Source organism: Actinokineospora lacus (assembly GCF_053813445.1).
The window spans coordinates 140,510-155,125 of the sequence record NZ_JBQERA010000004.1 but is presented as its reverse complement, the minus strand read 5'-3'; the positions used below and the strand labels follow the sequence as shown (position 1 = coordinate 155,125).

The 14,616-nt window shown below is 76.8% G+C and carries 2 protein-coding genes (1 of these 2 running past the window's edge); both read left to right on the top strand.

Features of this window, described 5'->3' with window-relative positions:
* A protein-coding gene (locus ACTG9Q_RS12335) for an SDR family NAD(P)-dependent oxidoreductase (RefSeq protein ID WP_455572853.1) crosses the window boundary here: on the top strand, positions 1–677 show its end. The gene continues 9,709 nt to the left of window position 1, outside the view; only the last 677 of its 10,386 coding nucleotides appear in the window; the start codon falls outside the window, past its left edge; it ends in the stop codon at positions 675–677.
* On the top strand, positions 667–14,616 hold the full coding sequence (locus tag ACTG9Q_RS12330) for a type I polyketide synthase (protein WP_455572852.1): 13,950 nt from the start codon (positions 667–669) through the stop codon (positions 14,614–14,616). The genes ACTG9Q_RS12335 and ACTG9Q_RS12330 overlap by 11 nt, the downstream gene beginning before the upstream one ends.

Genomic DNA, 14,616 nt, shown 5'->3' with positions numbered 1-14,616 from the left:
TCGACGCCGCGCTGCTGTCGGGCAGCGCGCACCTGGTCGCCACCCGGCTCGACATCGCGGCCCTGCGGGCCCGCGCGGGCTCCGAGCCGGTGCCCGCGCTGCTGCGCGGCATGGTCCGCGGACCGGTGTGGCGCGTGGCGGGCACCGGCTCCGACAGCGGCCCCGACCTGCTCACCCGGCTGGCCGGGCTCTCCGAGCTGGAACAGCGCAGGCTGCTGCTGGACCTCGTCCTCGGCGCGGCGGCCACCGTGCTCGGCCACGCCTCGCCCGCCGCGATCGACCCCGAGCGCGGGTTCATGGAACTCGGCTTCAGCTCCCTGACCGCGATCGAGATCCGCAACCGGCTCGCCGCGGCGACCGGGCTGCGGCTGCCGAGCACGCTGATCTTCGACCGCCCGACCGCGGCCAAGCTCGCCGAGCACCTGCGCACGGCCCTGGCCGTCGACGCGGTCGCGGGCGCGCCGCCGCTGACCGCCGAGCTGGACCGCCTCGAGGCGGGCCTGACGCTCACCGACGCCGGGGACGAGACCAGGGTCCGCGTGCTCGACCGCCTGCACGCGCTGATCGCCAGGTACGACACCGGCCTCAGCACCTTCGAGGAGGTCGTCGACGACCTCGACCTGGCCACCGATGAGCAGATGTTCGCGTTGATCGACGGAGGCTCCGATGGCGAATGAGGAGCAGTTGCGCGACTACCTCAAGCGCGCGACAGCGGACCTCAGCCAGGTCCGCAAGCGGCTGCGCGCGGCCGAGGCCGCCGACCGGGAGCCCATCGCCATCATCGGGATGAGCTGCCGCTACCCCGGCGGGGCCGACTCGCCCGAGGCGCTGTGGCGCCTGGTGGCCGACGGCGCCGACGCGACCACCCCGTTCCCCACCGACCGCGGGTGGGACCTGGGGTTCTTCGACGGCCCCGGCGCGCGGTTCCGCCGCGCGGGCGGCTTCCTGCCCGACCTCGCCGACTTCGACCCCGCGCCGTTCGGGATCAGCCCGCACGAGGCGCAGGCGATGGACCCGCAGCAGCGGCTGGTGCTGGAGGCCGCCTGGGAGGCCGTCGAGCGCGCCCGCGTCGACCCGCTGTCCCTGCGCGGCAGCCGGACCGGCGTGTTCGCGGGCGCGATGTACAGCGAGTACATCGGCCGGACCCTGGCCGTTCCCGACGGCGTCGGCGCCTACCTCGGCACCGGCAGCGCGGGCAGCGTCATCTCCGGGCGCGTCTCCTACACCCTCGGGCTCGAAGGCCCCTCGGTCACCGTCGACACCGCGTGCTCGTCGTCGCTGGTGGCGCTGCACCTGGCCGGGCAGGCGCTGCGGTCGGGGGAGTGCTCGCTCGCGCTCGCGGGTGGCGTCTCCGCACTGGTCACCCCGAACACGTTCATCGACTTCGCCGCTTCCGGCGGGCTCGCCGAGGACGGCCGGTGCAAGTCGTTCGCCGCGTCGGCCGACGGGGCGATCTGGGCCGAGGGCGTCGGCATGCTCCTGCTGGAGCGGCTTTCCGACGCGCGGCGCAACGGCCGCCGGGTGCTCGCCGTCATCCGCGGCACCGCGGTCAACTCCGACGGCGCGTCCAGCGGCCTGACCGTCCCCAATGGACCTTCGCAGCAGCGGGTCATCCAGTCCGCGCTGCGCAGCGCCCGGCTGGCCCCGCGCGACGTCGACGCCGTCGAGGCGCACGGCACCGGCACCTCGCTCGGCGACCCGATCGAGGCGCAGGCCCTGCTGGCGACCTACGGGCAGGACCGGGACCGGCCGCTGTGGCTGGGCTCGGTGAAGTCCAACATCGGCCACGCCCAGGCCGCCGCGGGCGTCGGCGGCGTCATCAAGATGGTGATGGCGCTGCGCAACGAGTCCCTGCCCAAGACCCTGCACGTCGACGAGCCCACCCCGCACGTCGACTGGGCCGCGGGCGCTGTCGAGCTGCTGGCCGAGGCGCGGGCGTGGCCCAGGGGCGAGGAGCCCCGCCGGGCCGGGGTGTCCTCCTTCGGCGTCAGCGGCACCAACGCGCACGCCATCATCGAGGAGGCCCCGGCCGAGACCGCGGCGCGGAGCCACGCGGGCACCCGGCCCTCGGTGCTGCCGTGGGTCGTCTCCGGCAAGACCGCCGACGCGCTCACCGGCCAGGCCGCCCGCCTGCTCGCCCACGTCGACGCCCGTCCCGGCCTCGACCCGGTCGACGTCGGCCACGCGCTCATCACCACCCGAGCCACCCTCGACCACCGGGCCGTGGTCATCGGCGCCGACGCCGACGAGCTCCGCGCCGGCCTCGCCGCCCTCGCGGAGGGGGCCGCGCCGCCCGGCGTGGTCCGCCGCACCGGGGACGCCGGGCACGGCGGGGTCGTGTTCGTCTTCCCCGGCCAGGGCGCCCAGTGGGCGGGCATGGCCGCCGACCTGCTCGACACCGCGCCGGTCTTCCGCGCCCGGATCGAGGAGTGCGCCGCCGCGCTCGCCCCGCACGTGGGCTGGTCGCTGGTCGACGTGCTGCGCCACGACCCGCTGGACCGGGTCGAGGTGGTGCAGCCCGCGTCCTGGGCGGTCATGGTCTCCCTCGCCGCGCTCTGGCGGTCGGCGGGCGTCACCCCCGACGCGGTCGTCGGCCACTCCCAGGGCGAGATCGCCGCCGCCGTGGTGGCGGGCGCGCTGAGCGTCGAGGACGGCGCCCGCGTCGTCGCCCTGCGCAGCGCGGCCATCGGCGCCGAGCTGTCCGGCCGGGGCGCCATGGTGTCCGTGGCCGCCCCCGCCGCCGAGGTCGCCGACCTCATCGCGCCCTGGAGCGCCGGGCTGTCGCTGGCCGCCGAGAACGGCCCGCGCTCCACCGTCGTCTCCGGGGACCCCGAGGCGCTGGCCGGGCTGCTGGCCGCCTGCGCCGAGCGCGGCCTGCGCGCCAAGGGCATCGCGGTGGACTACGCCTCGCACTCGGCCCAGGTCGAGCGGCTCGGCGAGCGGCTGCGCGCCGACCTCGCCCCCATCACGCCGCGGCCCGCCGAGATCCCCTTCCACTCGACGGTCACCGGCCAGTCCCTTGACACCACCGGCCTCGACACCACCGGTCTCGACGCCGACTACTGGTTCGCCAACCTGCGCCGGACCGTCCGCTTCGAGCGGACCATCCGCGCCCTGCTGGCCGCGGGCCGCTCGTCGTTCCTGGAGGTGAGCCCGCACCCGGTGCTGACCGGCGGGATCACCGAGACCGTCGACGCGTGCGGGGCCAGGGCCGCGGTGCTGGCGACCCTGCGCCGCGACGAGGGCGGGCCCGCCCGCTGGCTGACCGCCCTCGCCGAGGCCCACGTCCACGGCGTGGCGGTGGACTGGACCGCGGTGTCCGCCCCCTGGGGCGGCCAAGCGGTCGACCTGCCGTCCTACGCCTTCCAGCGCAGGCGGTTCTGGTTGGACACCGCCGAGTTCGCGCCTCCGGCGGGCGACGCGGGCCCCGCCCGGTTCTGGGACGCCGTCGACCGGGCCGACCTCGACGCCCTCACCGGCCTGCTCGACGTCACCGACGACACCCCGCTGCACACCCTGCTCCCGACGCTGGCCGCCTGGCGCCGCAAGGACCGCGACCAGTCTACTGTGGACTCCTGGCGCTACCGCATCGACTGGCGGCCGGTGGCTGTCGGGCAGGCCGCGCTCCACGGCGCCTGGCTGCTGCCGGTCCCCGAGGGCATGGCCGACGACGACCGCGTGCGCGCCTGCCGCGCGGTGCTGGAGGCAGGCGGCGCCGCCGTGGTCCCGGTCGAGCTGACCGAGGCCGACGGCGACCGCGCCGCCCTCGCCACCCGGCTCACCGACTCCCTGGCCGACACAGCGGATGTGACCGGCGTCCTGTCCCTGCTGGCGCTGAACGGCTCCACCCGCCCGGCGCACCCGAACGTCACCGCGGGCCTGGCCGACACCCTCGCCCTGCTGCACGGGCTGCGCGACGCCGGGATCACCGCGCCCCTCTGGTGCGTGACCGAGCGCGCGGTGAGCACCGGGCCCGCCGACCGGCTCGACCACCCCGAGCAGGCGCTGCTGTGGGGCCTCGGCCGGGTCGTGGCGCACGAGAACCCCGCCTGGGGCGGCCTCGTCGACATCGACGGGCCGCCTGACGCCCGGCTCACCGGCATCCTCGCGGGCGCCTCGCACGAGAACCAGGTCGCCCTCCGCGCGGACGGCGTCACCGCCGCCCGCCTGGTCCGGGCGGGCACCGGGGACGCGCCCCCGGCGCGGGACTGGCGGCCCTCGGGCACCGTCCTGGTCACCGGCGGCACCGGCGGCATCGGCACCCACGTGGCGCGCTGGCTGGCCCGCTCCGGGGCCGAGCACCTGCTCCTGGTCAGCCGCAGGGGCATGGCCGCGCCCGGCGCCGCCGAACTCGCCGCCGAGCTGGCCGACCTCGGCGCCGCGGTCACCATCGCCGCCGCCGACCCCGCCGACGAGGGCGTCCTCGCCGGGCTGCTCGGCGACATCCCGGCCGAGCACCCGCTGACCGCCGTCTTCCACGCCGCGGGCGTGGTCGACTCCAGCATCGTCGACTCGCTGACCGTCGACCGGATGGACGCCGCGCTGCGCCCCAAGTTCCGGGCCGCGCTCACCCTGCACGAGCTGACCCGCGACCTGGACCTGTCCGCGTTCGTGCTGTTCTCCTCGCTCGCGGGCGTGTTCGGCGCCGCGGGGGAGGGCAACTACGGCCCCGGCAACGCCTTCCTCGACGCGCTCGCCCAGCACCGCCGCGACCTCGGCCTGCCCGCCACCTCGATCGCCTGGGGCGCCTGGGCCGGGGCGGGCATGGCCGATGGCGCCATCGGCGACGCCATGGGCAGGCACGGCATCCCGAGGATGGACCCCACCCTCGGCGTCGCCGGGCTCCAGCAGGTCCTCGACCACGACGACACCGCGGTCGCCGTCGCCCACCTGGACTGGGACACCTTCGCCTACTTCTTCACCGCCACCCACCACACGCGCCTGCTCGACGAGCTGGCCCCGAAGGCCCCGCCCGCCGCGGCCCTGACCGGCACCGACCGGACCGGCACCGACCGCACCCCGCTGGCCGTGTCGCTGGCCAGGGCGCCGGAGGCCGAGCGCAACCGCGGTCTCCTCGCGCTGGTCCGCGAGCAGGTCCAGCAGGTCCTCGGCTACCGGTCGGTCGACGAGGTCGAGCCGGGCCGCGCCTTCTCCGACCTCGGGCTGTCCTCGGCGGGCTCGGTCGAGCTGCGCAACCGGCTCACCCTGCTGCTGGGGCTGCGCGTCCCGGCGACCGTGGTGTTCGACCACCCCACCGCCGCCGCGCTCGCCCGCCTCCTGGCCACCGAGCTGACCGGCGGCGCGGAGCCCGCCGCCGCCCCGGCCGTGGTCTCCGCCTCCGCCTCCGCCGACGAGCCCATCGCCATCATCGGGATGAGCTGCCGCTTCCCTGGCGGCGTGTCCTCGCCGGAGGACCTGTGGCGGCTCGTCAGTGAGGGCACTGACGCCATCGCGCCCTTCCCCGCCGACCGCGGCTGGGACACCGACGCGCTGTACCACCCCGACCCCGACCACGCGGGCACCAGCTACGCCCGCGAAGGCGGGTTCGTGCCCGAGGCGACCGCGTTCGACCCCGGCCTGTTCGGCATCTCGCCCCGCGAGGCCCTGGCCATGGACCCGCAGCAGCGGCTGCTGCTGGAGGCCGCCTGGGAGGCGGTCGAGCGCGCGGGCATCGATCCGCTGTCGCTGCGCGGAAGCCGCACCGGCGTCTACGCGGGCACCGGGGGACAGGAGTACTCGGCCCTGCTCGCCGCGTCCCAGGAGGGCGCCGAGGGCTACCTGGCCATCGGCGGGTCGCCCTCGGTGGTGTCCGGCCGCATCGCCTACACCCTCGGGCTCGAAGGCCCCGCGGTCACCGTCGACACCGCCTGCTCGTCCTCCCTGGTCGCGCTGCACCTCGCGGCCCAGTCGCTGCGCCAGGGCGACTGCGACCTCGCGCTCGCGGGCGGGGTCACCGTGCTGTCCAGCCCGAGCATCTTCGTCGAGTTCTCCCGCCAGCGCGGCATGTCCGCCGACGGCCGCTGCAAGTCCTTCGCCGCCGCCGCCGACGGCGCGGGCTGGGGCGAGGGGGTCGGGGTCATCCTGGTCGAGCGGCTCGCCGACGCCCGCCGCAACGGCCGCCGGGTGCTCGCCGTCGTCCGCGGCTCGGCCATCAACTCCGACGGTGCCTCCAACGGGCTCACCGCACCCAGTGGCGCGGCCCAGCAGCGGGTGATCCGCCAGGCCCTGGCGAACGCCGGGCTGTCCGCGTCCGATGTGGACGCGGTGGAGGCGCACGGCACCGGCACCTCCCTCGGCGACCCGATCGAGGCCACCGCCCTGCTCGCCACCTACGGCCAGGACCGCGAGCGCCCGCTGCTGCTCGGCTCGGTCAAGTCGAACATCGGCCACACCCAGGCCGCCTCGGGCGCGGCAGGGGTGATCAAGACGGTGCTGGCGCTGCGCGCGGGCACCCTGCCGAAGACCCTGCACGTCGACGCGCCGTCCCCGCACGTGGACTGGGCAGGCGGCTCGGTCGACCTGCTCACCGAGACCCGCCCCTGGCCGGAGACCGGGCGCCCGCGCCGCGCCGGGGTGTCCTCCTTCGGCGTCAGCGGCACCAACGCCCACGTGATCATCGAACAGGCGCCGGAGGAGGTCGAGCCGGAGCCGGAGCGGACCGACCGGCCGGTGCTGTGGGTGCTGTCGGGCGCGTCCCCCGCCGCCCTGCGCGCCCAGGCCGCCCGCCTGCGCGCCCACGTGGCCGACCGGCCCGACCTCCCGCCCGCCGACGTCGCGCTCTCGCTGGCGACCACCCGGCCCGCGCTCGAGCACCGCGCGGCGATCACCGGCACCAGCCGCGCCGACCTGCTCGCCGGGCTCGACGCGGTCGCCGCGGGCAGGCACCGCGCCACGGTGGCCGAGGGGGTCGCGGGCGCCGCCGACGCGGTCGCGCTGGTGTTCCCCGGCCAGGGCTCGCAGTGGGTCGGCATGGCCCGCCGCCTGCTGGGCGAGTCGCCCGTGTTCGCCGAGCGGATGCGCGCGTGCGCCGCCGCCCTCGCCCCGTTCGCGGACTGGGACCTGTTCGACGTCCTCGACGACGCGGCCGCCCTCGACCGGGTGGACGTCGTGCAGCCCGCGGTGTGGGCGGTGATGGTGTCGCTGGCGCAGACCTGGCGCTCCTTCGGCGTCCCGGTCGCCGCGGTGCTCGGCCACTCCCAGGGCGAGATCGCCGCCGCCGCCGCCGCGGGCGCGCTGTCACTCGATGACGCCGCGCGCGTGGTCGCGCTGCGCAGCCGGGCCCTGGTCGCGCTCGCGGGCAAGGGCGGCATGGTGTCCGTGCCGCTGCCGGTGGACCGGGTGCGGGAGCGGATCGCCGCCTTCGGCCCCCGGCTGTCGGTCGCCGCGGTCAACGGGCCCTCGTCGGTGGTCGTCTCCGGCGAGCCCGCCGCGCTGGACGCGCTGCTGGCCGCCTGCGCCGCCGACGACGTCCGCGCGCGGCGGGTCGCGGTGGACTACGCCTCGCACTCCGCGCAGGTCGAGGCGCTGCGCGAGCACCTGCGCGAGGCCCTGGCCCCGATCCGGCCGCGCTCGGGCGACATCCCGATCTACTCCACGGTGACCGGCGAGCTGATCGACGGCGCCGAGCTGGACGCGGAGTACTGGTACCGCGGCCTGCGGGCCCCCGTCAGGTTCGAGGACGCCACCCGCGCCGCGCTCGCCGCCGGGGTCCGCGCGCTGGTCGAGTGCGGCCCGCACCCGGTGCTCGCCGTCGGCGTGCAGGAGACCATCGACGCCGCGGATGTCCCCGCGGTCGTGGTGGGCTCGCTGCGCCGCGACGACGGCGGCGTCGAGCGGCTGCTCGGCTCGCTCGCCCAGCTGCACGTCCACGGCGTCCGGCCGGACTGGTCCTCGGTGTTCGCCGGGACCGGCGCCCGACCGGTCGAGCTGCCCACCTACGCCTTCCAGCACGAGCGGTTCTGGCCGAGCGCCCCCAAACCGTCCCCGGCCACCGGCGCGGACGACGCGGACTTCTGGTCCGCGGTCGAGGCGGGCGACCTCGCCGTGCTCGCCGGGGAGCTGGCCGTCGACCCCGCCGCCACGCTGGGCGACGTCCTGCCCGCGCTGTCGGCGTGGCGCCGCCGCGGGCACGACAAGACCACTGTGGACAATTGGGGCTACCGGACCGTGTGGCGCCCGGTCGCCGAGGCGGACACCGCGGGCGGCGGCTGGCTCGTCCTCGCGCCCGCCGGGCACCGCTGGGCCGCCGCGGCCTGCGCGGCGCTCGACGGCCGCCGCGTCGACCTGCCCGAGACGGCGGGCCGCGACGACGCCGAGCTGGCGCTGCTCACCGCGCTGGACGGCGGCTCACCCCGCGCGGTCCTCGCCTTCACCGACCGCGACGGCTCGCTGGCGCTGCTGCAGGCACTCGGCGCGGTCGCGCCGGACCTGCGGCTGTGGTGCGCGACCAGCGGCGCGGTGTCCATCGGGCGCTCCGACCCGCTGCGCGACCCCGAGCAGGCGGCGGTGTGGGGCCTGGGCCGGGTCGCCGCCCTCGAACACCCCGAGCGCTGGGGCGGCCTGGTCGACCTGCCCGCCGAGCCGGACGAGCGGGCGGCGGCCCGCCTGGCCCGCGCCCTCGGCGGCGCCGAGGACCAGGTCGCGGTCCGCGCCTCCGGCGTGTTCGGCAGGCGCCTGGCGCGCCTCGCCCCCGCAGGCCCGCGGCGAAGCGACCTGCGGGGAACCGCGCTGGTCACCGGCGGGACCGGGGCACTCGGCGCGCACACCGCCCGGATGCTCGCCGAGCGCGGCGCCGAGAAGCTGGTGCTGCTCAGCCGCGGCGGCCCGGCCGCGCCCGGCGCCGCCGAACTCGCCGAGGAACTGGGCCGCGCGGGCACCGCGGTGAGCGTGCTCGCCTGCGACGTGGCGGACCGCGCCGCCCTCGCCGCCGTGATCGCGGACATCCCCGACCTCACCACCGTCGTGCACACCGCCTGCGTCCTGGACGACGGCGTCCTCGACGCGATGACCCCCGAGCGCCTGGCCGCCGTCTGGCGGTCCAAGGCCGACGCCGCCCGGCACCTGCACGAGCTGACCGAGGGCGTCGACCTGACCGCGTTCGTCCTGTTCTCCTCCGCCGTGGGCACCCTCGGCAACGCGGGGCAGGGCAACTACGCCGCCGCCAACGCCTACCTGGACGCGCTCGCCGAGCAGCGGGCCGCCGACGGCCTGCCCGCGACGTCGATCGCGTGGGGCGCCTGGGACGGCGACGGCCTGGCCGCCGACGGCGACGTGCGCGAGGGGCGGGTGCGCGGCGGCGGGTTCCGCCCGATGCGCCCCGATCTGGCCGTCGCCGCGCTCGACAGGGCGATGGCAAGGGCGACTCCTGGAACCGATCCGGTGCTGGTGGTCGCCGACATCGACTGGGCCCGCTTCCGCCCCGCGTTCACCGCCGTGCGGCCGACCACCCTGTTCGACGAGCTGCCCGACGCCGCCCCGCACCCGACCACCAAGCACCACGAGCCCGGGTCGCTGCGGGACCGGCTCGCCGACCTCACCGACACCGAGCGCGACCGCGCCCTGCTCGACCTGGTGCGCGACCGCGCCGCGACCGTGCTGCGGCACGAGTCCGCCGACGCGGTGGAGTCCGGCAAGCCGTTCCGGGACCTTGGTTTCGACTCGCTCACCGCGATCGAGTTCCGCAACCTCGTCGCCGCCGCGACCGGCCTGCGCCTGCCCTCCACCGTGGTCTTCGACCACCCGACCCCGGCCGCGCTCGCCGCCCACCTCCGCGCCGAACTGCTCGGCTCCCCGCGCGCCACAGCCCCGAATGCCACAGCCCCGAATGCCACAGCCCCGAATGCCACAGCTCCGGCTGCCGCGCCCACCAAGGCCGAGGACGACGACCCGGTGGTGGTCGTCGGCATGGGCTGCCGGTTCCCCGGCGGGGTCTCCGACCCCGACGACCTGTGGCGGCTGCTGCTCGCCGAGCAGGACGCGGTGTCGGTGCTGCCCGCCGACCGCGGCTGGGACGTCGAGGCGGGCTACGACCCCGATCCGGACAAGGAGGGCACCTTCTACGTCCGCGAGGGCGGGTTCGTCCACGGCGCGGGCGAGTTCGACCCCGGCTTCTTCGGGATCTCCCCGCGCGAGGCGATCGCGATGGACCCGCAGCAGCGGCTGCTGCTGGAGACCTCCTGGGAAGCCCTCGAACGCGCCCGGATCGCCCCGACGTCGCTGCGGGGCACCGCGACCGGGGTGTTCGCGGGCATCAACTACCAGGACTACAGCTCCCTGTCGGGCAAGCCGGACGGCGTCGAGGGGCACCTGATGACCGGCAACGCGGGCAGCGTGCTGTCCGGCCGGATCGCCTACGCCTTCGGCTTCGAGGGCCCCGCGGTCACCGTCGACACCGCCTGCTCGGCCTCCCTGGTCGCGCTGCACCTCGCGGCGCAGTCGCTGCGGCAGGGCGAGTGCGGGCTGGCCATCGCGGGCGGCGCGACGATCATGTGCACCCCCGGGATGTTCATCAACTTCAGCAGGCAGCGCGGCCTCGCCGTGGACGGCCGGTGCAAGACCTTCGACGCCACCGCCGACGGCACCGGCTGGGGCGAGGGCGCGGGAGTGGTGGTGCTGGAGCGCCTCTCCGACGCCCGCCGCAACGGCCACCCCGTCCTCGCCGTGCTCCGCGGCTCCGCGGTGAACTCCGACGGCGCGTCCAACGGGCTCACCGCGCCCAGCGGCGCGGCCCAGCAGCGGGTGATCCGCCAGGCCCTGGCCAACGCGGGGCTGAGCGCGTCCGATGTGGACGCGGTGGAGGCGCACGGGACCGGGACCGCGCTCGGCGACCCGATCGAGGCGCAGGCGCTGCTCGCCGCGTACGGCCAGGACCGGGAGCTGCCGCTGCGCCTGGGGTCGCTGAAGTCTAACATCGGCCACACCCAGGCCGCCGCCGGGATCGCGGGCGTCATCAAGACGGTGCTGGCGCTGCGGCACGGGGTGATGCCCAAGACCCTGCACATCACCAAGCCGACCCCGCACGTCGACTGGACCGCCGGGGCGGTGGAGCTGCTGACCGAGGCGCTGCCGTGGCCGGAGACCGGCAGGCCGCGCCGGGCCGGGGTGTCCGCGTTCGGGATCAGCGGCACCAACGTCCACGCCATCTTCGAGCAGGCGTCCGATGAGGACACACGTCCGGAATCCGGCGCTGACACTGGCGTCCTGCCCTGGCTCGTCTCCGGGAAGACCGAGGAGGCGCTGCGCGAGCAGGCCGCCCGCCTGCGCGCCCACCTCGACACCCACCCCGGGCTGTCCCCCGTGGACGTCGCGTTCTCCCTGGCCACCACCAGGTCCGCCCTGGAGCGCCGGGCGGTCGTCCTCGGGCGCGACGAGGACGAGCTGCGCATCGGCCTCGCCGCCGTCACCGCGGGCACGGCCCCGATCACCGGCCGGGCACGGCCGGATGAGGCGCTCGCCTTCCTGTTCACCGGCCAGGGCGCCCAGCGCACCGGCATGGGCCGGGAGCTCCACGCCGCGCACCCGGTGTTCGCCGAGTCCTTCGACGCGGTGTGCGCGCGGATGGACGGCGCGCTCGCGGTCCCGCTGCGCGAGGTTGTCTTCGAGCCCGAGCACGCGGCGCTGCTGCACGACACCGCCTACGCGCAGGCGGCGCTGTTCGCCGTCGAGGTCGCCCTGTTCCGCCTCGTCGAGCACTTCGGCGTGCGCCCGGACGTCCTCATCGGACACTCCATCGGCGAGCTGGCCGCCGCCCACGTCGCGGGCGTGCTGTCCCTGGACGACGCGTGCGCGATGGTCGCCGCCCGCGGCGAGCTGATGGGCGCCCTGCCCGGCGGCGGCGTGATGTACGCGGTGGAGGCCGCCGAGGACGAGGTCACCGACCTGGCGGAGGTGTCGCTCGCCGCGGTCAACGGGCCGATGTCGGTGGTGCTGTCCGGCGCGGAGGAGGCCGTGACCCGCGCCGCGGAGGAGTTCGCGCTGCGGGGCCGCAGGGTCAAGCGCCTGACCGTCTCGCACGCCTTCCACTCGGCGCTGGTGGAGCCGATGCTGGCGGAGTTCCGCGCTGTCGTCGCGGGCCTCGCGCTCACCCCGCCGCGTCTGCCGATCATCTCCAACGTGACCGGGCGGCGGCTCACCGCGGAGCAGGCGTGCTCGCCGGACTACTGGGTCTCCCACGTGCGCAGGCCGGTCCGCTTCCACGACGGCGTCATCGCGGCCGACGCGGCCCGGTTCCTGGAACTCGGCCCCGACGGCGTGCTCACCGCCATGGCGCAGGAATGCCTGCCCGACGACGAGACCGCCGTGTTCGCCCCTGCGCTGCGCCGGGACAAGGCGGAGGAGGAGACGCTGACCGCTGCACTCGGCGCGCTGCACGCCCACGGTGTCGGCGTCGACTGGTCGGCCTTCTTCGCGGGCCGCGGCGCGTCCGCCGTCGAGCTGCCCACCTACGCCTTCCAGCGCAGCCGCTTCTGGCTCGGCGCCACCACCGGGCCCGCCAGGACCGCGGCGGCCCCCGCCGCCGACGACCAGCTCTGGCGCGCCTTCGAGCGCCAGGACGTCGACACCCTCGCCGACCTGCTCGACCTCGACCGGGTGCACCTCGACGCCCTCGTCCCGGCGATGTCCGCCTGGCGGGCGCGGCAGGACGAGCAGAGCGCGCTCGACGCCCTGCGCTACCGGGTGCGCTGGCAGGCCGCCGACGCGCCCGCCGGGCCGCTGCTGCGGGGCACCTGGCTGGCCGTGACCGCCGCGGGCGGGCAGCGGTGGAGCCGCGCCGTGCTCGCGGGCCTCGCCGAGGACGGCGCCGCCGTCATCCCGGTCGAGCTGACCGCGGGCACCGACCGCGCCCACCTCGTCCGGCAGCTCCGGTCCGTCCTGGACGAGCACCCGCACATCGACGGGGTCGTGTCGCTGGTCGCGGTGGACGAGCGCCCGCACCCGCAGGCGCCCTCGGTCGCCTCGGGCGTGGCGGCCACGCTGTTCCTCGCCCAGGCGCTCGGCGACCTCGGGGTCGGCGCGCCGCTGTGGGCGCTCACCCGGCGGGCGGTCTCGATCGGCGCGGCCGAGCGGCTGGCGGGCCCCATCCAAGCCCAGGTCTGGGGTCTCGGCCGGGTCATCGGGCTGGAGCGGCCCGACCGCTGGGGCGGGCTCGTCGACCTGCCCGACGACCTCGACGGCCCGACCGCGGCCCGGCTGCGCGGCATCCTCGCGGGCGGCATCGCCGACGAGGCGTTCGCGATCCGCACGGCGGGGGTGTTCGTCCGCAGGCTCGTCCACGCCCCGGCCGGGCCCGCGCCGGACTGGCGGCCCCGGGGCACCGTGCTCATCACCGGCGGGACCGGCGCCCTCGGCGCCCACGCCGCCCGCTACGCCGCGGCCAACGGCGCAGAGCGGCTGGTGCTCACCAGCAGGCGCGGGCTCAGCGCACCCGGCGCCGCCGACCTGGTCGGCGAGCTGCGGGCGCTGGGCGCGGAGGTGGCCGTCGCCGAGTGCGACGTCGCCGACCGGGCCGCGGTGGCCGCGCTGCTGGCGTCGATCGCGGCGGAGGGCCCCGCGCTGACCGCGGTGCTGCACGCCGCGGGCGTGGGCCAGCTCGCCCCGTTCGACGAGGTCGGCCTCGCCGACTTCGCCGCGGTCCTCGCCCCGAAGGTCTCCGGCGCCCAGCACCTGGACGAACTGCTCGGCGACACCCCGCTGGACGCGTTCGTGCTGTTCTCCTCGATCTCCGGGGTGTGGGGCAGCGCGGGCCAGCCCGCCTACGCCGCGGCGAACGCCCACCTCGACGCGCTGGCCGAGCACCGGGTGGCCCGCGGCCTGGCGGCCACGTCGATCGCCTGGGGGCCGTGGGCGCAGGGCGGCATGGCCGACGGCGCGAGCGCCCTGCTGCGCCGCCAGGGTTTGCGGCCGATGGCCGTCGACCGGGCGGTGTCCGCGCTCACCCAGGCGGTCACCCGCCGGGAGAGCACCGTCGTGGTGTCCGATGTGGACTGGACGGTGTTCGCCGACGTGTACACCCTGGCCAGCCACCGGCACATGCTGGACGAGCTGCCGGAGGTCGCCGATCCCGGGCGGCCGGGGCCCGCCGCCGGTTCCACGGGCCTGCGCGAGCGGCTCGACGCCGCCGCGCCCGCCGAGTGGCCCGCGATCCTGCTGGAGGTGGTCCGGTCCGAGGCCGCGACCGTGCTCGGGCACCCGGACACCGCCGCGGTCGAGCCCGACCGCGCGTTCCGCGACCTCGGGTTCGACTCGCTGACCGCGGTGGAGCTGCGCAACCGGCTCCAGGCGCTGATCCAGGAGGGCCTGCAGGCGACGGTGGTGTTCGACCACCCGACCCCGACCGCCCTCGCCGCCGAGCTGCTGCGCCGGGTGACCGGCGAGTCCGACGGCGACCCGGTCGAGCCGCTGCTCGCCGACCTCGCCAAGTGGGAGGTCGCGATCGCCACCGCGATCGGGCTGGACGACCGGGCGCGGATCACCCTGCGCCTGCGGACCATCCTCGCGAAGCTGACCGGCGACCCGGAGCAGTCCGCGCGGTCGGCGCAGTCCGCCTTCCGCAACCTCGACGAGGCCAGCGACAGCGAGCTGTTCGCCCTCGTCGACCAAGACCTTGGGGTGGCGTGA

Bases quoted from the DNA above. Each gene is read 5' to 3' on its own strand.
- ACTG9Q_RS12330 (WP_455572852.1), top strand. From the start codon at position 667: ATGGCGAATGAGGAGCAGTTGCGCGACTACCTCAAGCGCGCGACAGCG.